General features: G+C 73.5%; 17 protein-coding genes and 1 pseudogene. 10 read left to right on the top strand and 8 right to left on the bottom strand.

The window, feature by feature from the left end; genetic code table 11:
* Positions 1–118 precede the first annotated feature (118 nt).
* Positions 119–1,222 (top strand): XdhC family protein, encoded by a 1,104-nt coding sequence (locus ACZ43N_RS20660; RefSeq protein WP_468099219.1) that lies wholly within the window; start codon positions 119–121, stop codon positions 1,220–1,222.
* Between the two features lie 16 nt (positions 1,223–1,238).
* Here ACZ43N_RS20660 and ACZ43N_RS20655 read toward each other — a convergent pair whose 3' ends face one another.
* Together ACZ43N_RS20655 and ACZ43N_RS20650 are read right to left on the bottom strand one after the other, a co-directional pair.
* On the bottom strand, positions 1,239–1,742 hold the full coding sequence (locus ACZ43N_RS20655) for a metallophosphoesterase family protein (RefSeq protein WP_468099218.1): 504 nt from the start codon (positions 1,740–1,742) through the stop codon (positions 1,239–1,241).
* Between the two features lie 12 nt (positions 1,743–1,754).
* On the bottom strand, positions 1,755–4,175 hold the full coding sequence (locus tag ACZ43N_RS20650) for a SpoIIE family protein phosphatase (RefSeq protein ID WP_468099216.1): 2,421 nt from the start codon (positions 4,173–4,175) through the stop codon (positions 1,755–1,757).
* 254 nt (positions 4,176–4,429) lie between these two features.
* Here ACZ43N_RS20650 and ACZ43N_RS20645 point away from each other — a divergent pair.
* A pseudogene (locus ACZ43N_RS20645) lies at positions 4,430–4,807 on the top strand (class III lanthionine synthetase LanKC N-terminal domain-containing protein); the annotation flags it as partial.
* A 392-nt stretch (positions 4,808–5,199) separates the two neighbouring features.
* On the top strand, positions 5,200–7,344 hold the full coding sequence (locus tag ACZ43N_RS20640; protein WP_468099214.1) for a SpoIIE family protein phosphatase: 2,145 nt from the start codon (positions 5,200–5,202) through the stop codon (positions 7,342–7,344).
* Between the two features lie 282 nt (positions 7,345–7,626).
* Here ACZ43N_RS20640 and ACZ43N_RS20635 read toward each other — a convergent pair whose 3' ends face one another.
* Positions 7,627–9,066 carry a S1 family peptidase gene (locus ACZ43N_RS20635; protein WP_468099213.1) on the bottom strand — a complete coding sequence of 480 codons (1,440 nt, stop codon included), beginning with the start codon at positions 9,064–9,066 and terminating at the stop codon, positions 7,627–7,629.
* A 195-nt stretch (positions 9,067–9,261) separates the two neighbouring features.
* On the opposite strand from ACZ43N_RS20635, the gene ACZ43N_RS20630 reads away from it, so the two are divergent.
* The 5 genes from ACZ43N_RS20630 (at position 9,262) to ACZ43N_RS20610 (ending at position 16,356) form a co-directional block, all read left to right on the top strand.
* Positions 9,262–9,675, top strand: coding sequence for a PaaI family thioesterase (locus tag ACZ43N_RS20630; RefSeq protein ID WP_468099212.1), 414 nt, complete (start codon positions 9,262–9,264; stop codon positions 9,673–9,675).
* A gap of 502 nt (positions 9,676–10,177) precedes the next feature.
* On the top strand, positions 10,178–10,393 hold the full coding sequence (locus tag ACZ43N_RS20625; RefSeq protein WP_468099211.1) for a type A2 lantipeptide: 216 nt from the start codon (positions 10,178–10,180) through the stop codon (positions 10,391–10,393).
* A 101-nt stretch (positions 10,394–10,494) separates the two neighbouring features.
* Positions 10,495–11,301, top strand: coding sequence for a hypothetical protein (locus tag ACZ43N_RS20620; protein ID WP_468099210.1), 807 nt, complete (start codon positions 10,495–10,497; stop codon positions 11,299–11,301).
* Entirely contained in the window at positions 11,286–13,535 is a 2,250-nt protein-coding gene (locus ACZ43N_RS20615) for an NHLP family bacteriocin export ABC transporter peptidase/permease/ATPase subunit (protein WP_468099209.1), read from the top strand. The genes ACZ43N_RS20620 and ACZ43N_RS20615 overlap by 16 nt, the downstream gene beginning before the upstream one ends.
* A gap of 1 nt (position 13,536) precedes the next feature.
* Positions 13,537–16,356, top strand: a complete 2,820-nt coding sequence (locus ACZ43N_RS20610; RefSeq protein ID WP_468099208.1) for an NHLP bacteriocin export ABC transporter permease/ATPase subunit — start codon at positions 13,537–13,539, stop codon at positions 16,354–16,356.
* Positions 16,357–16,399: 43 nt separating this feature from the next.
* Here the strand turns inward: ACZ43N_RS20610 and ACZ43N_RS20605 are convergent, their stop codons facing one another.
* From ACZ43N_RS20605 to ACZ43N_RS20585, 5 genes are all read right to left on the bottom strand, one after another.
* Positions 16,400–17,569 (bottom strand): amidohydrolase, encoded by a 1,170-nt coding sequence (locus ACZ43N_RS20605; RefSeq protein ID WP_468099206.1) that lies wholly within the window; start codon positions 17,567–17,569, stop codon positions 16,400–16,402.
* A gap of 606 nt (positions 17,570–18,175) precedes the next feature.
* Positions 18,176–19,486 (bottom strand): MDR family MFS transporter, encoded by a 1,311-nt coding sequence (locus ACZ43N_RS20600; RefSeq protein ID WP_468099205.1) that lies wholly within the window; start codon positions 19,484–19,486, stop codon positions 18,176–18,178.
* Entirely contained in the window at positions 19,483–20,949 is a 1,467-nt protein-coding gene (locus ACZ43N_RS20595; RefSeq protein WP_468099204.1) for an ABC transporter permease subunit, read from the bottom strand. Before ACZ43N_RS20595 ends, ACZ43N_RS20600 begins: the two co-directional genes overlap by 4 nt.
* 299 nt (positions 20,950–21,248) lie before the next feature.
* Positions 21,249–22,781, bottom strand: coding sequence for an ABC transporter substrate-binding protein (locus ACZ43N_RS20590; protein WP_468099202.1), 1,533 nt, complete (start codon positions 22,779–22,781; stop codon positions 21,249–21,251).
* 100 nt (positions 22,782–22,881) lie between these two features.
* Entirely contained in the window at positions 22,882–23,466 is a 585-nt protein-coding gene (locus ACZ43N_RS20585; RefSeq protein ID WP_468099201.1) for a GNAT family N-acetyltransferase, read from the bottom strand.
* A gap of 167 nt (positions 23,467–23,633) precedes the next feature.
* Here ACZ43N_RS20585 and ACZ43N_RS20580 point away from each other — a divergent pair, with 167 nt between their 5' ends.
* Positions 23,634–24,656, top strand: coding sequence for a Ppx/GppA family phosphatase (locus ACZ43N_RS20580; protein WP_468099199.1), 1,023 nt, complete (start codon positions 23,634–23,636; stop codon positions 24,654–24,656).
* A 26-nt stretch (positions 24,657–24,682) separates the two neighbouring features.
* Complete coding sequence (locus ACZ43N_RS20575) at positions 24,683–24,868, top strand: hypothetical protein (RefSeq protein WP_468099197.1); 186 nt, start codon at positions 24,683–24,685, stop codon at positions 24,866–24,868.
* Positions 24,869–24,918 lie beyond the last annotated feature (50 nt).

Here is a 24,918-nt window from a genome sequence, read left to right as displayed (position 1 = left end):
GAGGAGGGTCCGAAACGGTTCACCTGCCGGGACAGGCGCGGCCCCCGTGGGCTGAGGGGCGGCGGAGGCGGAACTGTCGGACGCTGGAGGCGCGGGGGTGGTGGAAGGAGCGCGGGCCATGCGTGAGGTCCTCCCGGCGGTCGGCGAGTGGTACGCGGCGGGCGCCCCCTTCGGGCTCGCGACCGTCGTCACGGTCACCCGGAGCGCGCCCCGCGAGCCGGGGGCCGCCATGGCGGTCGGCCCCGGCGGCGAGGTCGTGGGCAGTGTCTCCGGCGGCTGTGTGGAGGGCGCGGTGTTCGAGCTGGCCCAGGAGGTGGTGGCGTCCGGGCGGGCGCGGCTGGAGATGTTCGGGTACAGCGACGAGGACGCGTTCGCGGTGGGGCTCACCTGCGGTGGGGAGATCGGTGTGCTGGTGCGGCGGGTGACCCCGGAGGCGGACCCGGCGCTGGGGGAGGTCGTCCGGTCCGTGGCCGCCGGCCGGCCGGTGACCCTGGCGACCGTCGTCGACGGCCCCGCCCCGCGCGGCGCCACGCTCGCCGTCCGGCCGGAGGCGGTGTCCGGCTCCCTCGGCGCGGCCGGGCTGGACGCGGCGGTCGCCGCCGACGCGCGCGGGGAGCTGGCCCTGGGGGCCACGGTGCAGCGGCACTACGGGCCGCACGGCGAGCGCCGCGAGGATGCCGTCACTGTCTTCCTGCACTCGTTCGCGCCGCCGCCCCGCATGCTGGTGTTCGGCGCGATCGACTACGCGGCCGCGGTCGCCCGTATCGGCGACTTCCTGGGCTATCGGGTGACCGTGTGCGACGCCCGTCCGGTCTTCGCGACGCCCAGGCGGTTCCCCGCCGCCGTCGAGGTGGTCGTCGACTGGCCGCACCGCTTTCTGCGCGGGACGCCCACCGACGAGCGCACGGTCGTCTGCGTCCTCACCCATGACCCGAAGTTCGACGTGCCGCTGCTGGAGGAGGCGCTGCGGCGGCCGGCCGCGTACATCGGTGCGATGGGCAGCCGCCGTACGCACGACGACCGGATGCGGCGGCTGCGGGAGGCCGGTCTCGTGGACTCCGAGCTCGCCCGGCTGCGCTCCCCGGTCGGCCTCGACCTGGGGGCCCGTACGCCCGAGGAGGTCGCGGTGTCCGTCGCCGCGGAGATCGTCGCGCTCAGGTGGGGCGGCAGCGGGGTGCCGCTGACAGCGACGTCCGGGGTGATCCACCCGCCGGCTCCGTGAAGGCTGCCCCGAGGACTCAGGTGCGAGGTGGCAGCCGGTGCAGTCGTACCTCCGTCAGCCGGCCGTCCGCCGCGGTCGCCGTCATGTAGGTGCAGTGCGGCTGTCGGCGCCGGTCGGTCGGGGAGCCGGGGTTGAGCAGCCTGAGACCGTTGTCGGCGGTGGTGTCCCAGGGGATGTGGCTGTGGCCGAAGACGAGGACGTCGGTGTCGGGGAAGCGGTCGGCGCAGCGGCGTTCGCGGCCCTGGGCGGGGCCCGTCTCGTGGACCACGGCGAGGCGCAGACCGTCCAGGTCGGCGTGGGCCACCTCGGGCAGGCGGGCTCGCAGGGCGGGGCCGTCGTTGTTGCCGTACACGCCGATGAGGCGGCGGGAGCGGCGTTCGAGGAGGTCGAGGGTGGCCTCGTCGACCCAGTCGCCGGCGTGGACGACCAGGTCGGCGTGCGGGAGGTCGGCGAGGAGCCGCTCGGGCAGCGCCTTGGCGCGTTTGGGCAGGTGGGTGTCGGACATCAGGAGCAGGCGCACACCACCAGGGTGTCAGCCGATGGGGATCTCCGCCCACACCTGCTTGCCGCCGCTCGCCGGCACGGTGCCCCACGCCGACGACATGGCCTCGACGAGGAGGATGCCACGGCCGCCGGTGGCCTCCCAGCCGATGCCGGCCGGCTTGATCGGTGTGCGGGGCGAGGTGTCGGCGACGGCGACGCGCAGCCGGTCGTGGAGGAGGGTGAGGTCGAGGCGGACCCGGCCGTCGGTGTGCACGAGGGCGTTGGTGACGAGTTCGGAGACCACGAGGAGGACGGCGTCCGCCTCGTCCTGGATGCCCCAGGCCCGCAGGACGCGCCGGGTGTAGCGGCGGGCGTGGCCGACCGCCTGGGGCACCCGCCACACCGTCCAGTTCTCACGGCGCGGGCGCAGGGCCATGCCGTCGTAGCGCACGAGGAGCAGGGCCACGTCGTCGTCGCGGTTGGCACCGCCGAGCAGGGTGTCGGCGACGACGCCGAGGTGGGCGGGGTCGGCGGCGGACAGGCCGGCGGCGAGCTGGTCGAGTCCGTCCTCCACGTCGAGGTCGGCCGACTCGACGAGGCCGTCCGTGGTGAGGGCGAGGAGGCTGCCGGGGGGCAGGCGCAGCGAGGTCATGGGGAAGTCGGCCTGCCGGAGCACGCCGAGCGGGGGGCCGCCGTCGGACTCGGAGATCTCGACGGTGCCGTCCGGGTGGCGCAGCACGGGCGGGATGTGGCCGGCGCGCACGTACCAGGCCAGGCCCTCCTCCATGTCGACGTCGACGTAGCAGCAGGTGGCGAAGAGGTCGGTCTCCATGTCGACGAGGAGGCGGTTGGCGTGGGACACGACGACGTCCGGGGGGTGCCTCTCGACGGCGTACGCGCGCAGGGCGGTGCGCATCTGGCCCATGAGGGTGGCGGCGCCCGCGTTGTGGCCCTGGACGTCGCCGATGACGAACGCGACGTGGTTGTCGGGCAGGGGGATCACGTCGTACCAGTCGCCGCCCACCTCCAGGCCCGCGGTGGTGGGCAGATAGCGGGCGACGGCGACCGCGCCGGGCAGCTGCGGCAGGCGGCGCGGGAGGAGGGTGCGCTGGAGCATGCCGACGAGTTCGTGTTCGGCGTCGAAGGCGTGGGCACGCATCAGGGCCTGGCCCGCGAGGCCCGCGGCGGCGGTGAGCAGGGCGCGCTCGTCGGGGCCGAAGTCGTGGGGGCTGTCCCAGCCGATCAGGCAGGCCCCGGCCATCCTGCCGCCGGCCGGCAGCGGGAGGACGGCGAGGCCGCCGGGGCCGACCTCGGCGAGGGCGGGTTCCAGATCGGCGTCGGCGGGCCAGATCGCGGCGCGGCCCTCGCGGAGTGCCGCGGCGAGGGTGGGCATGGTGCGCACCGGCGCGTCGGGCCACTCGGAGCGCCATTCGGTGCGCCAGACCTCGGGCCAGGCCTCGGGCTGGGGCGGGTCGAGAACGGTGACGACGAGGCGGTCCCCCTCCAGTTCGGCGAGGGCGATCCGGTCCGCCTGGAGGGGCTTGCGGAGGGCGGCGACGACGGCCTGGCTGACGTCGCGGACGGTGCCGGCGGTGGCGAGGGCGGCGGCGAGGCGCTGGACGCGGGCCACGTCGCCGCGGCCGGTGCGCAGGGTGGAGGCGTCGGCGACGGTTCCGACGAGGCGGGCCGGGCGGTCCTCGCCGCCGGGCAGCAGCCGGCCGCGCAGCCGCAGCCACTTCTGTTCGCCGGAGGGCTGCCGGATGCGGAACTCCAGCTCCCGGTCGCCGATGGACATGTGGTCCGCCTCCACGACGGACATCAGCGCGGGCAGGTCCTCGGGCACGGTCATCGCGAGCAGGGTCTCGACCCGGCCCTCGAAGTCTCGGGGGCCGATCCCGAACAGCTCCAGCAACTGGTCGTCGACCTCGACCTGTCCGCTGTCCATGGCCAGGTCGAACGAGGCGCCCGGCCCGAGGGGCGGTGCCGGGGCGGCCCGGGTGACCGCCTGCGCGAACCGGTCCAGGGACCGCCGGTCCTCGGCGGTGAAACCGTCCGGGTCGTCACTCACGGCGAGCAGACAGCCCCGCTCGTCGAGCGGCAGCACCCCCACCGAGAACTCACCGACGACCGAGCGGCGGACGTCGGCGTCCTGGACGAGATCGGCGGAGCCGCGCCACACCGGCCGACGCGTGCGGCACACCTCGGCGGGGGAGGTCGCGCCGGAGGTGGGATAGCTGTCGAGCAGCCCGTACAGGCTCGTCGGGACGCCGGCCGACGCGGCCACGGCGAGCAGTTCGCCCTCGGCGTCCGGGATGTACACGGCGGCGAGCGTCGCCTGTGTGAAGACGAGCACCTGTTCGAGGATGGCGTGGAGGCGCTCACGCGGATCGAGATCGTCGGGCAGCGCTTCGAGGGCAAGTTCGACACGCGGCTTCCTCAGTCCGCGTTCCGCCGTGCCCTCACTGACCACGTCCGCAATTACAGCGCTTCCGGCACGCTCGCGCAGCCCCTGTGGCCGTTCCGTGGAGCTCGGGGCCCACGTCCCCCACGACAGGGATCGAAAAGCCCCGAACAAGTCTTTAACCATGCGTTCCCGCCGGTGATCGCGTGACACGCGTGAGGGGTTTCTGGTGACAGCCGTGCCTGTCGTGCCGCCCCGCCCGGCTGGAAGGCTCGACGGCACACGGCCCAGGGGACACGGCTCACATCACCCGGGGGGATCGCATGGACAAGCGGTACGAGGCGTACACGCTCGCCGACAAGGACTTCTACGGGACACCGGACCGGCTCTCGGCCGGTGAGCGCGCCGGCACCACCCCGCCCCAGTACGAGACGGCCCGGCGGGCGGTGCCCGAGGGCTGGCGGGCCGCCCGGATCGGCGACTGGCTGACGCTGACCCCGGTCGACCGCGCCGGCCGTCCTCGTTCGGCGCCGGCCCAGGGCTGGAAGGTGCACGCCTGCGCCACCCGGGCGAACGCGGAGCGCATCGCGGCGACCGTGTGGGACTACTGCGTGCCCCGGCAGATCCCGTTCAAGTTCGTGCCTGGCCCTCATCTGCTGCACCCGCGCAACGCCACGTACGCCGCCCGCGACAGCAGCGGCTGCGCTCGGGTGGCACGCCATGCCGTACCAGGGGTCGGTCTCCCGGCGGAGCCACTCCGCCGGGAGACCGGACCGGACACTCGTCGTGCACGAGAAGTACCCGGATCACGTTCGCCCTCCGCCTCCCCCGGCCGCCGATTCCTCGTCTCAGCGCGTGCCCATTGCTGGCGTCCCTGGTCGCGCCCGGGCGCGAAGAACCAGCCAACGGGGTGCGTGGGGGCGCACGCGCAGCGCCCGTACGCGAGGGCGCGCTTCCGTCCGGGGGCGTGTCCGCCGGATGAGGGGGTACGGGGGCCCGGCATCCGCGGGGTGCTCGCCGTGCGTATCGGGCCCTCAAGAGGGAGCCTTGACGCGGGGGGCGCGTGGCGCGACCGTACGAGGAGGTGGTCGGCATGTCCGACGTCCCGGCGTCCGGTGAGCGGACGACGGTCGAGACGGCACGCATGGGCCACCCCCTGCTGTCCCTGGCGCTGGCCGCGATGATGGACGACGTGGGGGCGCACTCCGGTGCGGTGTACCTGCTGGCCCCCGACGCTCCGGTGCTGGAGATGGCGGTGATGGCGGGGCTGCCGCGGTCCTTCGCCGCGCCGTGGGAGCGGGTGAGCCTGAGCGCCCCGGCGCCGGTCTCCGAGGCCGTACGTGACCGGAGGCTGGTCTGGGTCAACGGCGAGGAGCAGATGGCCCGCCGCTATCCCCGGATCGCGGTGGTCCTGCCCTACCCGTTCGCCATGGCCGCGCTGCCGGTGGCGACCCGGGACACCACCTACGGCGCCGTCTTCCTGACCTGGCCGGGCTCGCACCCGCCGGAGCTCAGCGAACGCGAGCGGGACAAGCTCACCTCGGCCTGCGACCGGCTCGCGATACGGCTGCGGCGCGCGGAGGAGGAGGGCCGGCCGGTGCTGCCGGAGCCGGACCTGTCCGCGCCCTCGACGACCACGGTGGCGGGCACGCTCGGCACGGTGGAGGCGGCCCGGATGGTGGCGCGGCTGCCGTACGGGATGTGCGCGCTCGATCTGCACGGGCGGATCACCTTCGCCAACGCGGCCACCGCCGAACTGCTCGGCATCCCGGTCAGCGCACTGCTGGGCATGCAGCTGTGGGCGTCCGTGCCGTGGCTGAACGACCCGGCACACGAGGACCGCTACCGGGCCGCGCTGATGAGTCAGCACGTCACGTCGTTCATGGCGCTGAAGCCGCCCCACGAATGGCTGTCGTTCCGGCTGTACCCGGGGACGAACGGGCTGAGCGTACGGATCTCCCGGGCCCGCGCGGTCGCCTCGCCGAGAGGGGCCGCCCGCCAGGAGAGCGACGACGACGGGCCGGGCCGGCTGGTGACCATCGATCATGTGCTGGCCATGGCGAGCGCGCTCACCGAGGCGGTGGGGGTGCAGGACGTGGTGGAGCTGGTCGCGAACGAGATCGTCCCGGCCGTCGGCTCCCAGGCGGTGGTGATGCTCGGCTCACGGGCGGGACGGCTCCATGTGCTGGGCCACCACGGGTACACGGACCCGCACCTCGTCGAACGGTTCGACGGCATGCCGCTCAGCGCGCAGACCCCCGGCGCCCGTGCCCTGACCGCCGGGGTGCCGGCCTTCTTCGAGAGCCGGCAGCAGCTGGAGCATCTGTATCCGATGCGGCAGACGACCCCGGACGGGCTGGCCGCCTGGGCCTATCTGCCGCTGATCGCCCAGGGGCAGCCCGTGGGCACCTGTGTGCTCGGGTACGCCGATCCGCACCCCTTCCCGGCGGAGGAGCGCGCGGTGCTGACCAGCCTCAGCGGACTGATCGCCCAGGCGTTGCAGCGGGCGCTGCTGTACGACGCCAAGCATCAGCTCGCGCACGGTCTGCAGGCCGCGCTGCTGCCGCACTCGCTGCCGTCGATCCCCGGCATCGAGGCGGCCTCCCGCTATCTGCCGGCAACCCGGGGCATGGACATCGGCGGCGACTTCTTCGACCTGGTGCTCTCGCACGGCCGGGCCTCCGCCGTGATCGGCGACGTGCAGGGGCACAACGTGACGGCGGCGGGGCTGATGGGTCAGATCCGTACGGCGGTCCGCGCGTACACGACCGTGGGCCAGGCCCCGGAGGACGTGATGAGCAGTACGAACCGGCTGCTGATCGACCTCGGCAGCGAGTTGTTCGCCAGCTGTCTGTATCTGCGTCTCGACCCGGAGCACGGGAAGGCCGTCATGGCGCGGGCGGGTCATCCGCCGCCGCTGCTGCGCAGACCGGACGGGCGGGTGAAGGTGCTGGACCTCGCGGGCGGACCGCTCCTCGGCATCGACGCGTCCGCCACGTACCCGACGACCGAGGTTTCGCTCGCCGAGGGCTCCGTGCTCGCCCTCTACACCGACGGGCTCATCGAGTCCCCGGGCGTCGACATCGAGGACGCCCTGGCCGATCTCGGGGAGCGGCTGGCCACGGCCGGGGACCGTCCGCTGGAGACACTCGCCGACGGGCTCGTCCGGGAGACGGGTACGGCGGAGGAGCGGTCGGACGACGTGGCGTTGCTGTTGCTGCGGGCCGCCGCCGAATGACACGGGCGCTTCGCGCTTCCGGGCGCCGTGCGCCGGCCGGGCCGGGGTCCGCCGCCCTGGCCGGGTGCACCCGGCAGACGATGCCCGACGTCTGACTGCGGCAGCCGGCCTGACCGTCGCCGCCCCTGGACACGACGGCGGTCCGGCCCTCCCCTCGGAGGGCCGGACCGTTCCACCTGGGGGCCGGAGTGGTGTGGCCGGCAGGTGGTTCGTGGGGCCGACGGTCCGCTGTCAGTGGCCGCTGATCACGGAATCATCGCCCACGCCTTCACCGGTGTGAGGTCACTGACCGGCGATGCCGCCCTGCTCGTCGACGCCCTGCTGCTGCTCCTGGCCCGCACCGGCGTCGCCCGCACCGGCCACGGCACCCGCGTCGCCCTTGTCGCCCGCACCGGCGGCGTCGCCCGCGTCACCGGCACCGCCAGCCGCCTGGTCACCGGCGCCCGCCGCGCCGGCGCCCTCTTCCTCACCGGCACCGGCGGCGCCACCGGCGGCCTCCTCGCCCGCGCCCGCGCCACCGGCCGCTTCCTCGCCGGCGCCCGCGGCGTCACCGGCACCGCCGGCGGCCTCCTCGCCGGCGCCCGCGCCGCCCTCGCCGATGCTGGCGCCGACCGCCGCGAGGGCGGTGGTGACGGGCTGGAAGAAGGTCTCGCCGCCGACGGTGCAGTCACCGCTGCCGCCGGACGTCAGACCGATGGCCTGGCCGTCCTGGGTGAAGAGCGAGCCGCCGCTGTCGCCGGGCTCGGCACAGACGTTGGTCTGGATAAGGCCCGTGACGGTGCCCTCGGGGTAGTTGACCGTCGCGTCGAGGCCGGTGACCTGGCCGTCGGCGAGGCCGGTGGTGCTGCCCATGCGGAACACCTGGAGACCGACCGTGGCCTCGCCCGCCGCGTTGATGTTCACCGTCTGGCCGTTGCCGAGGTCGACGGTGCTGGCGGCCTGGGTGGCAGGGTCATTGTACTTGACCAGGGCGAAGTCACCGGCGCCGGGGAAGGTGGCGGTCTGCGCGTCGACGGTGCCGATCGGCGCGCCGCCCTCCTCCTCCGACCACTCGGCCTCGGCGACACCGCAGTGACCGGCCGTCAGGAAGCCCGGGGTGCCGTCGGCGTTGGTGACGTTGAAGCCGGCCGAGCAGCGCGCGCCGCCGCCGAAGATGGCGTCGCCGCCCTCCAGGAAGGGCTTGAAGGTGCCGGCGGACTTCTTGATGGTCGCCATGCCGGAGCCGAGGGACTTCACCGTGGACTCGATGGTGTCCCAGTTCTCCCCGGTGACCGTGGAGTCGGCGGTGACCTGGATCTTGTTGGTGCGGGGGTCGATCGCCCAGGCGGTGCCCGGGACGGTCGCCTCCTTCTTCAGCGTGGCGGCTCCGGACTTGAGTTCGGACCAGCTGTTGTCGACCTCGCGGATCTTCGCACCGGCCTTCTTGGCCTGGACGATCACGTTGTTGTCGTCGCCCTCGACCTGAAGGCCGTCGATGACGTTGACGACGAGCTGCTTCTCGCCCGAGTCGTAGTACGCGCCTGCGAACGCCTCACCGAGCTGCTTCTGGAGCTGGGTGGCGAGGTCGGAGGCGTCACCCGCGGCGAGCGTCTTCGGGGCGGCGCCGTTCGACTCGGTCTGGGACGCCATCGCGTTCGGCAGGATGAGGGCCGCGGCCCCGAGCGCCGCCACACCGCCTGCGGCAATGAACGCCTTACGCTTGGTGGCTCGTTTGTGACTCAACTCTTGACCTCCTGGGGACGGGGTCCGTGCCGCCGTCCGGCGGGTGAACTGGGGGCGCCTGGTTGCCAGTTGGTACGGATGCTTCCGGTGCGGTGTTCAACCCCCAGCAAAAAGATTTCGATGTTGCGTTTCGCAAAGTGCGGTTCGGGTGGCATTTCACGACTTCCCGCCCTCGCGGGCGGGAACGATGCGGGCATGACTCTCACAACCGCCGAAGCCGACAAGATCCTCGCCGCCAACTTCGCCCCCTGGGTGCTCGATCTGGGCCTCTCGGCCGTCGATCTGGACGAGGGACGCGCGGTGCTGCGACTTCCGTGGTCCGAACGGCTGGCCCGCGAGGGCGGGGCCCTGTCGGGCCAGGCGCTGATGGCTGCGGCCGACACGGCGACGGTGATCGCCGTGTCGGCGGCGCGCGGCTCCTTCGTGCCGATGACGACGGTCCAGCAGTCCACCAGCTTCCAGCGGGCGGTGGTGGGACAGGACGTGCTCGTCGAGGCCGTCCTCACCAAACTGGGCCGCCGTATGGCCTTCGCCGAGATCGCCATGACCACGGCGGGCACGGGCGAGCTGGCGGCCCGGGCGAGCACGGTGTACGCCCTGTTGGGGTGACAAGACCCCCGTCCCGGGATCAAACGTTACGAATCATCGCCACGACGGGCACGTTCGGTGACCATCCGACAGCGCTCCGTTCCGGTCACCGATGGAAACGACGACTGCAGGGAATCTCCACACCGAATGCCCAGCGAGGTCACGGCGCTCGACGGATCTGCACAGCGGTCCGCCGGGCGCCGCGCCTTTGAGGCGGGAGTGTCCAGTTCGTTTTCCGGGTGGCAATGAACCGGCCATGACGATGCCGGGCGCGCTGTGAAGAACTTGGCCCCACCGCGTGCGCGACCCTGCACGGAAGTCCGGTCCTGGGCACCAAGTCCCCTGGTGGGAGCGCTTCTTGATTGGCTGTCCGCCACGGCGATCTGCTTTGATCCATCGCACCGCGAGGGGCCGCCGAGCTCTCGGAGACGAGAGTCGAGCGCCCCCGTGTGCGGCCGTCGTTCTGTCCCCAGAAGGGGGCCGCTCCCCCCTTATGAATATCCATACGAAGGGAAGTTCCATCATGAACTCCACCCCCCAGGTCGAGACCGCCGAGCTGTCGGACGCCGCGCTGGACGCCGTTGCCGGTGGTCTGCAGGTCAACGCCGTCGGCACCGTCACCGGCGTGGTGGACGGCATCGCCCCGGTTTCCGGTCTGGTCAACACGGCCGTCGGCACCGTCGAGGGTGTGACCGGCCTGAACACCGCCCCGGTCGCCGGCCTGGTCGCCGGTCTCTGATCGACCCCCAGCACCGCTGAGTCCCGGAACCGCCTGACGGTTCCGGGGCTCTCGGGTGCCGCAGAAGCCGTCCCCCTTTGTTCGCAGGTGAGGGAAGTCCCGTGCAGTTCCGCCAACAGGCCCTCGCCAAGCTCCAGTCACCGGAGGAACTCGACCTCCCCGTGCGTTTCGCCCGCCCCCAGGGCTGGCTCGTGCTGTCCGTGACGGTGGCCGCCATGGCCGCCGCGTCCGTGTGGGCGGTCACGGGTTCCGTCGCGTCCACGGTCAGCGCCCCCGCCGTCCTCACGCACAACCAGGGCAGTTACGTGCTGCAGAGCCCGGTCGCGGGCCAGGTCACCGCCGTCCTCGCGAAGCAGGGCGAGCGGCTCCCCGCGAGGGCCCCGGTCCTGAAGGTCGCCACCGCGGACGGCGAGACGGTCGTACGGTCCGTCGCCGCGGGCCGGGTCTCCGCGCTCGCCGCCACCATGGGCCAGATCATCCGTACCGGCGCCGATGTCGCCGCCGTGGAGAAGGTCGCGGACCCCGACGACCCGCTGTACGCCACGGTGTACGTGCCCGCCGAGAACGCCGCCTCCATCCCGGGGAACGCCCGGGTGGACCTGACCGTCCAGTCGGCGCCCACCCAGCAGTACGGGGTGCTGCGCGGCCATGTGAAGTCGGTCGACCGGACCGCGCAGACCCCGCAGTCGATCGCCGCGTTCCTCGGGGACGGCCAGCTCGGCGAGCAGTTCACCAAGAAGGGCCGGCCGGTGGCCGTCACCGTGCGGCTGGACCGGGAGGCGTCGACCACGTCGGGCTACAAGTGGTCGTCGCAGGACGGGCCGCCGTTCCAGCTGACCTCCATGACCATGGCCACGGGCTCCATCCGCATGGCCGACGAGCGTCCGATCGATTGGCTGCTCCCGTGACCTCAACCCCGGAAACCGCGCCGCCGTCGACGCAGGGCAGGCGCAAGGCGGCACCGAGGAGACGCCCGGCGCCCAAGGGCGGACGCAAGGCCGTCCGCACCCCGACCGTGCTCCAGATGGAGGCGGTGGAGTGCGGCGCCGCGTCCCTCGCCATGGTCCTCGGCCACTACGGGCGGCACATCCCGCTGGAGGAACTGCGCATCGCCTGCGGTGTCTCCCGTGACGGCTCCCGCGCGAGCAACCTGCTGAAAGCGGCCCGTAGTTACGGCCTGACCGCCAAGGGCATGCAGATGGACATGGCCGCGCTCGCCGAGGTGCGGGCCCCGGCCATCCTGTTCTGGGAGTTCAACCACTACGTCGTCTACGACGGGACGGGGCGCCGCTTCGGCCGGCGCGGCGTCCACATCAACGACCCCGGCAAGGGCCGCCGTTTCGTGGCGATGGAGGACTTCGACTCCAGCTTCACGGGTGTCGTCCTCGTCATGGAACCGGGCGACGACTTCGAGAAGGGCGGCCGCAAGCCGGGGGTGCTGGGCGCCATGCCCGCCCGGATGCGCGGCACGTCCGGCACCCTGCCGGCCGCCGTGCTCGCGAGTCTGCTGCTGGTGGCGGTCGGCGCGGCGGTGCCCGCGCTCAGCCGCACCTACATCGACATCTTCCTGATCGGCGGCCAGACCTCACTGCTCGGCGTGCTGTTCGCGTCCATGGGCGCCTGCGTGCTGCTGACGGTCCTGCTGACCTGGCTGCAACAGGCGAACCTGCTGCGCGGCCGGCTGATCTCGTCGACGCTCAGCAGTGCCCGCTTCCTGCGCCATCTCCTGCGCCTGCCCGTCACGTTCTTCGCGCAGCGCAGCCCCGCCGACCTCGTCCAGCGGCTCCAGTCCAACGACGCGGTCGCCGAGACCCTGGCCCGCGACCTCGCCGCGGCCGGCGTCGACGCGATCGTCGTCGTCCTCTACGCCGTGCTCCTCTACACCTACGACCCGCAGCTCACCTTCGTCGGCATCGCGGTCGCCCTGCTGAACGTGGTGGCGATGCGGGTCGTGATCCGGCTGCGCGCGACCCGCACCGCCAAGCTGCGCGCCGACAACGCCCGGCTGACCAACACCGCGTACACCGGTCTGCAGCTGATCGAGACGATGAAGGCGACCGGCGGCGAGGACGGCTACTTCCGCAAGTGGGCCGGACAGCACGCGACCACGCTGGAGGAGCAGCAGCGGCTGGGCGTGCCGAGCGCCTGGCTGGGGGTGGTCGCCCCGACCCTCGCCACCCTCAACAGCGCGCTGATCCTCTGGATCGGCGGGATGCGCGCGGTCGAGGGCCACATATCGGTCGGCCTGCTGGTGGCCTTCCAGGCACTGGTCACCCGTTTCACCGCGCCGATCACCCGTCTCAACGGTGTCGCGGGCCGTATCCAGGACTTCGCGGCCGACGTCGCCCGGCTGAAGGACGTGGAGAACTTCCAGGCCGATCCGCTGTACGCCCGCCCCGACTCCGCCGAGTCCACGCGCCGGCTCCACGGCCACGTCGAGCTGGAGAACATCACCTTCGGCTACAGCCCGCTCGACAAGCCGCTGCTCATCGGCTTCGACCTGACGGTGGGGCCGGGCCGGCAGGTGGCGCTGGTCGGCGGTTCCGGCAGCGGCAAGTCGACGGTGTCCCGGCTGATCTCGGGCCTGTACGCCCCCTGGGAGGGGGTCATCCGGATCGACGGCCGGCGTCTTGAGGACATCCCGCGCGGCGCGCTCGCGGCGTCCGTGTCCTTCGTCGACCAGGAGGTGTTCCTGTTCGAGGGCACCATCCGCGACAACGTGGCCCTGTGGGATCCGTCGATCCCGGACGAGGCCGTGGTGGAGGCGCTGCGGGACGCGGCCCTGTACGACGTGGTGGCCCGTCGCCCCGGCGGCATCCACAGCAGGGTGGAGCAGGACGGGCGGAACTTCTCCGGCGGCCAACGGCAACGTCTGGAGATCGCCCGGGCGCTGGTCCGCCGGCCCAGCATCCTCGTCCTCGACGAGGTGACCAGCGCGCTCGACGCGGAGACCGAGCTGGTCGTCATGGACAACCTGCGCAAGCGCGGCTGTGCCTGCGTGGTGATCGCCCACCGGCTCAGCACGGTCCGCGACAGCGACGAGATCGTCGTCCTGCAGCACGGCACGATCGTGGAGCGCGGCCGGCACGAGGAGCTGGTGGCGCGCGGCGGCGCGTACGCCCAGTTGGTCAGGGAGCGGTGAGATGACTGCCGTCCACGAGGGAGACCTCGTTCTCGGTGCGCTGGGTGCCATGGGCACGCCCCTCGACTGCGCCGGCCTCACCCGGCTCGACCTCGAAGGCCCGCAGGTGCTGTGGCTGGTGGCCTCCGGTGCGCTGGACCTGTTCGCGGTCGACGCGGTGGCGCAGGGCCACTGGCACCATCTCGGCCGGCTGGAGGCGGGATCCCTGCTCCTCGGCCCGGTCGCCGGGCCCCAGCACACCCTGGTCGCACGTCCGCTGAGGGACTGTGTGGTGCGCCGTATCGGGCTGCGGGAGCTGTACCAGCCGGTGAGCACCGAGACCTGGTCGTACGACGAGTGGGGCAACCCCCAGCTGGTGCCTCCGCAGACCAGTCCGCTGGAGTACGCACTCGCCCTGGGCGTGGGTCGCGGTCTGTCCATCCTCTTCCAGGCGCCGATGGCCACCGAGCAGGCCGCGGCCCCCACCGACGACGACGTGTTCTGGATGCAGGTCCCGCCGGGCAGTGTCCAGTACGGCTCGCTGTACGGGGCGGAGGCGGCGGCCGATCTGCTGATGGACCCGGGGGTCTGGCAGAGCATGGTCGACCAGCAGTACCGGCTGCTGGCCACCCTGGACCGCTGGATCGAACAGCTGGAGCGCACCCACGAGGACCGTACGGCCGCCGGCATCAAGGCCGGTGAGGCCGTCCGCGCCCAGGCCGACCGCACTCTGCTCGCCTCCATCGGACGGTCCTCGGCGGCCCGGCGTACGACGGCCGCGGACGCCGACGCCACGTACGCGGCCTGCAAGCTAGTCGCCCGCGCCGCCGGTATCGCCCTCGCGGAGCCGGCGCAGAGCGGTACGGAGAGCGACCGGCTCGATCCGGTCGAGCGGATCGCGCTGGCCTCCCGCGTCCGGGTCCGTGCCGTGCGGCTCGACGGGCACTGGTGGCGGGACGACGTCGGTCCGCTGGTCGGCCACCGGGCCCTGTCCGGCGCGCCGGTGGCCCTGTTGTGGCGGCGCGGCGGTTATGTGGCCGTGCAGCCGTCGTCCGGCCGGGAGACGCCGGTCGAGAAGGCGAACGCGGCGGAGTTCGAGCCGCGGGCGGTGATGTTCTACCGCCCGCTGCCCGAGCGGGTGCTGACCCCGCTGCGGTTGATGAGGTTCAGCCTCCACGGCACCGGCGGCGACATGACGGGCCTGCTGCTGAGCGGTCTGGTGACGGTGGTGCTGGGCTCGCTGGTGCCGATCGCGACGGGCCGGATCCTGGGCGAGTACGTGCCGAAGGCGCAGGAGAACCTGATCGCGCAGGCGTGTCTCGCGGTGATGCTCGCGAGCGTGGTGTCGGCGGCTTTCCTGCTGTTGCAGAACCTGACGATCCTGCGTCTGGAGGGCCGGATCGAGGCGACGCTTCAACCGGCGGTGTGGGACCGGCTGCTGAGGCTGCCGACGAAGTTCTTCGCGGCCCGTTCGACGGGTGAGCTGGCGAGCGCCGCCATGGGCATCAGTGCGATCCGGCGCACGCTCGCCGGGGTTGGCCCGGTGGTCGCGCAGTCGGTGACGGTCGGTGCCGTGAACCTGGCGCTGCTGCTCTGGTACAGCGTGCCGATGGCACTCGCCGCGATCGGCATGCTGGCGGTCGTGACCGCGGTGTTCCTCGGCCTCGGTCTGTGGCAGGTGCGCTGGCAGCGCCGCCTGGTGGTCCTCAGCAACAAGCTGAACAACCAGGCCTTCCAGACCCTGCGCGGACTGCCGAAGCTGCGGGTGGCGGCCGCCGAGAACTACGCTTACGCGGCCTGGGCGGGCGAGTTCGCGCGGAGCCGGGAGCTCCAGCAGAAGGTCGGCGGGATCAAGAACCTGAACACGGTGCTGGGCGCGGTGTATCTGCCGCTGTGCACCCTGCTGATGTTCATGCTGCTGGCGGGCCCCGCGCGCGGCTCGATGTCGGCGGCGGAGTTCCTCACCTTCAACACCTCGGTGACCATGCTCCTCACTTCGGTGACCCAGCTGACCGGCGCGTTCGTGTCGGCGGTGGCCGCGCTGCCGCTGTTCGAGGAGATCAAGCCGGTGCTGGAGGCCACCCCGGAGGTGCGCACGGCGAGCACCCGCCCCGGCGTGCTCTCCGGCGCGATCGAGGCCCGCCGGCTGTCCTTCCGGTACGCGGACGACGGCCCGCTGGTGCTGGACGACGTGTCGTTCACCGTCGAGCCCGGCGAGTTCGTCGCGGTGGTCGGTCCGAGCGGCTGCGGCAAGTCGACGCTGCTGCGTCTGCTCATCGGCTTCGACCGGCCGGTGTCGGGCAGTGTCCTGTACGACGGGCAGGATCTGACCGCTCTCGACCAGTCCGCGGTGCGCCGGCAGTGCGGTGTGGTGCTTCAGCACGCCCAGCCGTTCACGGGCTCGATCCTGGACGTCATCTGCGGCACCGAGCCGTACACGCCTCAGGAGGCGATGGCGGCGGCCGAGATGGCGGGTCTCGCGGAGGACATCCAGCGCATGCCCATGGGTCTGCACACCATCGTCCAGGGCAACGGGGCGGTCTCCGGCGGCCAGCGCCAGCGGCTCATGATCGCCCAGGCCCTGATCCGGCGCCCCCGCATCCTGTTCTTCGACGAGGCGACGAGCGCCCTCGACAACGAGACCCAGCGCACGGTCATGGAGAGCACCCGCACCCTCAACGCCACGCGGGTCGTGATCGCACACCGGCTGTCCACGGTCATGGACGCGGACCGGGTGGTCGTGATGGAGGACGGGAAGGTCGTGGAGGTGGGTCCGCCGGCGCGGCTGCTGGCGGACGTCGGCGGGCGGCTGCGCGAGTTGGTGCGGCGGCAGATGGCCTGACGTCCGCCCCGGGCGTCGGTGGCCGGCCGGTCCGCGGCGCGCCTCAGCCGTGCGCGCGCCAGGCCCGCTCCCGCAGGTGGGGGTCGCGCAGGACGTCGACGGCCGTGCACGCCAGCGCCTCCGTGACCGCCCCCAGGACCCGGCGGGCCCGTTCGGAGGCGGCGGCGTCGGCGAACTCGGGTGTGTGGTCGGAGCCGTCCTCGTCCATGATCGCGACGAACGGGTGGATGGCGGGCACGCGGGCGCTGACGTTGCCGATGTCGGAGGAGCCGAGGTACACGCCGTCCGCGGGCAGGCCCAGGCGGATGCCGGCGTGGTCGAGGTGGGCGGCGAAGCGGTCGGAGAGCGGCCCGCTGTCGCGGAAGTGCTCGTAGCGGACGGTGGCCCGCTCGACCATGACGGTCGTGCCGGTGGCCAGGGCCACGCCCTCGGCGCAGGTCGCGAGCTGTCCGGCGAGGTCGTCCAGTGCGCCGGTGGTGGCCGCGCGCAGCCCGAAGCGGCCCTCCGCGTGGGCGGGGACGATGTTCGTGGCCTCGCCGCCGTGGGTGACGATGCCCTGGATGTGGGAGGCCCGCGGCAGTCGGCGGCCGAGTGCGGCCAGCACGTTGAAGAGTTCCACGAGGGCGGCGAGCGCGTCGATGCCCTCGGTGGGGTTGCCCGTGGGATGGGCGGCCCGCCCGTGGAAGGCGACCCGGTACTGCTCCTGCGCAGTGAGAGGGGCCCGCATCCAGTCGTGCACCCCCGGATGGAACATGAGCGCGGCGTCGATGCCGTCGAAGACGCCCGCCTCCGCCTCCAGTGCCTTGCCCCCGCCGCCCTCCTCGGCCGGGGTGCCCACCGCCAGCACCGATCCGGAGCCGTCGTCCAGGGCGGTGCGGGCGGCGAGGGCGGCACCGAGACCCGCGGCGGCGATCAGGTTGTGGCCGCAGGCGTGGCCGAGCCCGGGCAGGGCGTCGTACTCCAGCAGCAGCGCCACCGCGGGCCGCTGCGTGCCCGACCTTGCCACGAAGGCCGTCGGCATTCCCGCCACAGCCTCCTGGACCTCGAAACCGGCCCGGCGCAGCTCGCCCGTCAGCAGCGCCGCCGCCCGCCGCTCGGCGAACGCGTACTCGGGGTCGGCGTGCAGGGTGGTCGCCACCTTCCAGGACGCGTCGGACCGTTCGGCGACCGCCGCGCGCACGCGCCGGTACAGGGCGTCGGAGTCGTGGAACACGGGGCCTCCCGGAGGCTCGGCGGACCTGTCCTGTTCTGCCTCCGGGTTTCACCGGACAGCCGGCCGACACCGCCCGGCCACCGTCCGTACGTTTCGCCCGCTTATATCCGATTCACGCGATGTGGCGGTTGAAGGGTACGGAAACCCGGAGGGGCCGCCGACGCCGACGCCGACGGTCCAGGTGGCGGAGGTCGTGATGGTGGCCCAAGCAATCGCGCACCGCCGCCCGCCTCCGCCGTCGCGTCGACCCTCGCGGGGGCCGGTCCGCCGGTGAAGGTCCGGGACCCGTCACTCCGCCCTCGCACCTCGCCCCCCTGGAGGGCGGGTCACCCTTGCGGCGTTCCCCAACCCGGCGGCCTCCGGTGCGTGCAAGCCGGCGGCAACGGCCTCGACGGCACCTTGCTCGACAGCACATGCCTCGGCGGCGCCGGCTTCGGCGTCACCGTGCTCCCGTGTGCCGGGCTCCCGGCGGAGCCGGTCCCCCGGCCGGCACTCCAGCACCTCGCACAGGTCCTCCGGGGTGGTGAACCGCACCGCCGGGGCCCGGCCGTCGCCGTGACCGTCTGGGCAACAGCAGGTTCCCGATGGGAGACCGGCTCCGGGCCGTCAGGGCCGCCCGGCCGCCCCCGGGCGGCGGGGCAGCAGCATGATCGAGGCGACCGGGATCGCGGCCAGCACCGCCCAGGGCACGGCCGGAGGCAGCCCGGTGTCCATGAGGGACCCGGTGCCCGCGCTGCCCAGCAGGACGATCAGCCCGGAGACGGAGGACATGGCCCCCGTGTAGAGCCCGAGCCGCCCCTCGACCGCGAGGTCCGGCACCCAGGCCCGCGCCGCCGGAGCCACCAGCATCTGCCCCAGCGTCAGCAGCACCACGAACCCGGCGGCGGGCAGCAGTCCCGCAGTGCCCGTCCCCCCGGCGGGCCGGGCCACGGCCACCACCCCGAACCCGGCCGCGATCAGCAGCAGCCCCGCCGTCATCGACCGCCGCAGGTCCAGCCGGCCCGCCGCCCAGCGGGTCACCGGCAACTGCGCGGTCACCACCAGCAGCGAGGACAGTCCGAACAGCCAGGCGAGCGCCGACTGCGACCCGGTCGCACGCTCCACCTCGTCGGGCAGGAGGAGGTACAGCTGGTTGTAGGCCAGCAGATAGGCCCCGTAGGCGCCGCACAGGGCCAGGAAACGGCGGTTGCGCAGCAGCCCGCCGAGACCGCCCCGCACCTCGACCCGCTCCCGGCCGGGTATGTGCTGCGGCAGCAGCCGGGCATGGCCGGCGAGGACGAGAACGAACACCCCCGCGCCCCCGAGGCACACCACGCGGTAGTCGACGGCGAGCAGCAGCGCGCCGATGAGCGGGCCGACGAACGCCCCGGCCTGCCCGGCCACCGTGAACAGCGCGAGCACACGCGTACGGGGCCCGCCACCCGACTCCTCCCAGACGACGGCCTGCCGGGCGACCTCGGACTCGACGGCTGGCGAGAACAGCGCCGCGGCGAAGCCGATCAGCAGGACGGCGCCGATGACCGACCAGGACGCGTCGGCGTACCCGAGCCAGGCGAACCCGGCGATCCGGAGCGCACACCCCGCGAGGACGACGGGGCGTACGCCGTACCGGTCGGCGAGCGCTCCGCCCACCACGAAGAGGCCCTGCTGGCTGAACGTCCGCAGTCCGAGCACGAATCCGACCATCCAGCCGGCCATCCCGATCGCCGTGCCGAGGTGCTCGGCGAGGAAGGGCAGCACGGCGTAGAAGCCGACGTTGAAGGCCAGCTGTGTGAGGATCAGCAGCCGCAGCAGCGGGTTGAGCTGCGCCAAGGTGCGGCGCCGCGAGGGCGTGGCGGGCCGCGGCGCGGGCAGGTCGCCCCTGTCGCTCGCCCGCTCCGGGGCGGTCCGGGTCGGCTGTGGCTGGGGCTCGGTCATGCGTTCTCTCCTGTGGGGGTGGCGACGGCGGACTGCGCCTGCCGTACGGCCTTTGCCTTCGGGCGGGGCAGGCGCACTCCGTCCGCCGCCGTGACGGCCAGCGCGCCGAGCAGGGCGAGGGCGGCGGCGGGTGCGAGGACGGCCCAGGGGGCACGTTCGGCGTACGGCTGGTTCTCGGCGAGGAGGAGGCCCCACTCGGGGTCGGGGGGCTGGGTGCCGAGGCCGAGGAAGCCGAGGGAGGTCAGGGCGAGGGCCACGGCGGGCAGCCGCAGCAGGGCGTGGCGGGTGACGGGCGGGAGGAGCGCGGGGAGGATGTCGTGACGGAGCAGCTGACCGTCTGTCGCGCCGAGGCCCTTGGTGGCGGTGATGTGGGTGGTGGCCCTCTCCTGTTCGAGCAGGGCGGTGGTGTGGGTGGCGAGCGGCACCCATGCGACGGCGGCCACGGCGAGCGCCGGGGTGGACGCCCCGCTCCCGGCGACGCCGGCGACGAGCAGACCGGCGAGGGCCCCCGGTATCGCGTTGACGGTGTCGACGAGCGGCCCGGACAGGCGCGGCAGCAGTCCGAGCAGGACACCGGTCACCAGCGCGGCCGCGCTGATCGCGGCGGCCAGGGCCAGGGTGGTGAACGCGCCGTGTCCGATACGGGCGAGGAGGTCGCGGCCCAGCGCGTCGGTACCCAACGGGTGTGCCCAGGACGGGGGGCGGAGCCGGGCGCCGGTGTCGAGGGCGAGCGGATCCCGGGTCAGTCCGAGGACGACGGTGCCGAGAAGGACGGCGCCGAGGAGGAGCGGGGCGACTCGCGGCTCGGGGTGCTTCGGGCGGTGCAGCGACGCCAGGGCTCCGTCACGCAGGGCGGGGCCGATGAGGAGGCGGGCGGTGAGCCGGGCGAGGGCCCCGGCGAGGGCGGCCAGCAGGACGAGGGTGAGGGCGCCGGCCTGGAGGACGGGAAGGTCCTGGGCGATGGCGGCCTGGAGGGTGGTGCGGCCGAGGCCCGGGATGTCGAAGATCTGCTCGACGGCGACGGCGCCGCCCGTGAGGCCGACCACGAACAGGCCGACGTTCGGCAGGAGTCCGGGCACGCAGCGGCGTATGGCCTGGCGGGCCACCCTCCGCCCGGGTATGCCGCGCGCGGCGGCGGCCCGCGCCCAGGGTTCGGCGAAGGCGCCCGGAAGCAGGTCGTCGAGCATCCGGCCGAGCAGCGCCCCGGCGGGCAGACCGAGGGCGAGGGCGGGCAGCACCATCCACCGTGGCCCGTACCAGCCGAGCGCGGGCAGCCAGCCGAGGTGAACCCCGACCACGGCCGCGAGCACGGACCCGGTGAGGAACTCGGGCAGCGCGGCCAGGATCGCCGCCCCGCCGCCCGAGCCCCTGCGGTCGTCGAGGCGTCGGCCCGCACCGCGCCGCAGAGTGCGGGCGCACACCGCCGCTGCGGTGAGCAGCGCCACCAGGAGCGCGGCGGCCATCAACAGCAGGGAGACGCCGAGCGCCTGGACGACGGCGGGGGTGACCTCGCCGCCGGAGATCCACGACCGTCCCGCGTCACCGTGCGCCAGCCCGCCGAACCACTCCCCCAGCAGCTTCGACGGGCCTGCTTCGAGGCCCAGTTGCTCACGTACGCCGGCCAGGGCGTCCGGAGTCGGGTCGCGTTCCGCCGAGCGCGCCTTGAGGACGGTGAGCGCCGGGTCGGTGCGCGACAGCCACGGCAGCAGGCCGATGCCGCAGAGCAGGGCGGCGGCGAGCAGGGCGCGCCAGAGTGTCCGTCTCAGCGCCGGGTCCCCGTTCCGATGAGGGCCCGCTCGTACGGGTCGAGCATCACGCCCCGTACGGAGGCGCGGACGCCGGTGATGATCCGCTGGTGGACGAGCGGGACGGTGGCGTCGGTGCCGAGGATCGCCGCCTCGGCGGTCAGCGCCGCCTGCTGCCGCTCGGCGGTGTCGGACTCCTTCCCGGCGTCCGCGACGGCCCGGTCGACCTCCTTGTCGCACAGCAGCGCGAGGTTGTAGCCGCCGTCGCAGGTGAAGTCGCCGGCGAGGAGGGAAATGGGGTCGCCGGTGTCGAGCAGGGAGTTGCGGGCGCCGACGAACGCGTCGAACTTCCCGGCGAGGGCGTCGCTCTCCAGCCGCGAGTACTCGCGCACCTCCAGCTTCACCTCGAACCCGGCCTTCTCCAGCTGCTGTTGCAGTACCTGGGCGACTTCGGGCAGTTCGGGCCGGTTGTCGTAGGTGGCGAGGGTGAGGGAGGCGCCCGCGGGGTCGGCCGCCTCCGCCTGTCCGGCGGGTTCGACGCTCCCCCAGCCTTCGGCCGGGGGGACCCCCAACGCACTTCGCGCACCGGCGGCCCAGGTCACAGCGGGTCCGAAGATGCCGACGCCGGGGTCGGCGTGTCCTTCGTACACATCCTTGGCGAGGACGGATCCGTCAATGGCCTCGCGGGCGGCGGCGCGGAGCCGCGGGTCCTTGAAGACGCCCCTCCGGGTGTTGAGGAGGAGGCTGGTGGTGCGGGTGGTGGCCGTCTCGTGGCGGGTGCCCTTGGCGAGGGCGGACACCTGCGACACGGGGACGGCCTCGGCCACGTCGACCTGGCCGGTGCGCAGGGCGTTGGTGCGGGCGGTGCCGTCGGCGATGAACCGGGCGTCGATGCCGGACGCCTGGGCTCGGCCGCCCCAGTGGTCGTCGTAGCGGTCCAGGGTGGCGGCGGTGGTGCCGGTGACGTGGGTGACCTCGAACGGGCCGGTGGCCGTGCCGACGGGGTTCACGCGCTTGCCGGTGTAGGCCTTGGCGGAGAGGATCGCGAGGCCGGGGCTGGACAGGCGCAGCGGCAGCACGGGGTCCGGGTCCTCGGTGGTGACCCGGACCTGGTGGTCGCCGCTCTTCCTCGCGGTGAGGGTGATGCCGGAGAGGGCGGCGGTGACGGGCTCGGCCTCGGCGGCGTGGGTGAGGGCGGCGGCGACGGCCTCGGGGGTGACGTCGGTGCCGTCCTGGAAGGTGGCGTCGCGCAGGGTGAAGAGCCAGTTCCGGTCGTTCTCGCGGGTCCAGGACGCGGCGAGCGCGGGCGCCGCTGCGCCGTTGGCGTCCAGCGCGGTCAGCCCCTCGGTGACACCGAGCCGGCTGAGGAGGGTGGCGTCGGCGCCGTACGGCGAGAGGTTCTCGGCGGGCGGGAAGGCGAGGGCGACTCGCAGCCGGGTGCCGTCGGCGGAGTCGTCCCGGGACGGGTCACCTCCGGAGGCGAAGCAGCCGGTCAGAGCGGGGGCGAGGAGCAGTCCCGCGACGACGCGACGGCGGCGGGGAGAGCGCATGGTCCTTGGTTCTCCGGGGGCGAGGACGGTCGTTGAGGGGAGGGAGGGGCCGCTGGGGGTGGGGCGGGCAGACGAGGAGCGGTGGCTGCCCACGTGGCGATCAATCCCGTCCGAGGGGCGAGGCGGACGCGCCGACGGGCGGGCCGGGGACGGGCTGCGCGGTCAGTGGGATCTCGAAGTGCACGACCCGCTCACCGGTCTCCACGCGTTCGTCGCACACCACGTCGCCCTGCGAGCGCCAGAAGTCCTCGGCGCCGGGGACCGCGGGGTCGGTGTGCAGATAGACGGAGCGGTAGCCGCCGTCGGCCGTCGCGAAGTCCAGCAGCGCCGCGACCAGCCGCCGGGCGAGGCCCCGCCGCCGGTGCTCGGGGCGCACATAGATGCGGCGCAGCTGGGCGGTCCGGCCGGACGGATAGCGCTCGGCCAGACGGCGCGGGTTGGGCGGATGCGCGGGGCCGCGGGAGTCCAGCGCGCCGGTGGCGACGACCGTCCCGTCCCGCCCGTCGACCGCCACCAGGAGGGTGTGCCGGGCGGGCAGGACGTACGCGCCGTGGAGATCGATGATGTCGCCGTGCCAGCGCGGCACGTACCCCGTGCCGAAGTCCCGGTAAACGGTGTCGAGCATCACCGCGCGAGCACGGTCGAGATCGTCGGGACCCGCGGGCCTGATGTCGTAATCCAGCACCTGCACATCATATGCAATAAGGAGATCGTCTTGATGCGGGGGTAGCGGTGGTCGGCCACTGCCCAGGTGGTGAGCGGGAGCGCGCGGGCGGCCGGTACGCGACTCTTCGCCACCGGCCGCCGTTCCCGTTACGCGTGTTGCGGCGACTGGCGGGTACTCCCGGGGACATGCGGATGAGCGTGGTGGATGTGGGATCGAACACCGTACGGCTCGTGGTGGCGGACACGGAGGGCGGAGTTCCGCTGCCGGTGCACACCGCCAAGTGGCGGCTGCGGCTGTCGGAGCAGGTGCCTCCCGGAGGGGACGTCCCCGACGAAGCCGTACGACAACTCTCGGAGGCGGTCGCGGCCGCGGCACGCACGGCGGAACGCTGGGGCGCCTCGGCCCCGTTGGCCTTCGCGACGAACGTGGTGCGCTCCGCGCCGAACTGCCGGGACGTGCTGCGCGCCGTGCGGGAGGAGACCGACGTACGACTGTGCACACTCCCCGGCGAGGTCGAGGCCGAGTTGACCTTCCTCGGGGCGCGGCGGTGGATGGGCTGGCGGTCGGGACCGCTCGCACTGCTCGACATCGGGGGCGGCTCCCTGGAGGTCGCGTTCGGGCGGGGGCGGCTGCCGGACTTCGTCGCGTCGCTGCCGCTGGGCGCGGGCCGGCTGACCCATGAGTTCTTCGACGGGCAGGACCCTCCGGCACCCGAGAGCGTGAAGGCGCTGCGCCGCAAGGTCCGCCATCAACTCCGGGACGTCGCCGCGCGGATCCGGTGGGAAGGGCCACGCACCGCCGTGGCCACGTCCCGCACCTTCCAGCAGTTGGCCAGACTGTGCGGGGCCCAGCCGGGCCGGCACGGGCCTTTCGTGGAGCGGGAGTTGCACCGGGCGAACCTGGCGCGGGCGATCGACCGCCTCGCCGCGCTCCCCGCGGCCGAGCGGTCCGCACTCCCGGGAATCTCCGCGCCACGCGCGGCGCAGAGCCTGGCCGGAGCGGTGGTCGGCCACACCACCATGAAGCTGACCGGCCTCAGGACGGTGACCGTCTGCCCGTGGGCGATCCGCGAGGGAGTGTTCTTACGGCACATCGAGGACGGCCCGGCCTGGTGGGCCGAGGTCACCCACGACGACGTCGAGCCCGCGGCCCATCTGCCGAGTCCGGCCGGCGCGGTCCCCCTGCGGATAGCGACACCGGCCGGCTGATGTCACAGGGAAGGAGAAGGAGCCCCATGACCCGTCACCCCAAGCGTGAGTCCGGCGACCGGCCCGAGACGGCCCTGGAGGAGGTGCTGCACGAGGCCGAGGAGGCCGGGACCCGGATCACCGAATCCGCCCGGCAGCGTCGCCGCCGGGGCGAGGCCGGTGAGGCGATCACGCCCAACGAGCGGGCCCAGGAGGAGTCGCGTCACGACTGACGCCGACGAGATCGGTGACGACGCATGGGGGCCGGGCGAACGGACCGCCC

The organism is Streptomyces sp. NPDC030814 (assembly GCF_055572155.1).
The sequence above is the reverse complement of the archived record's forward strand: the minus strand, read 5'-3'. Positions and strand labels throughout refer to the sequence as shown.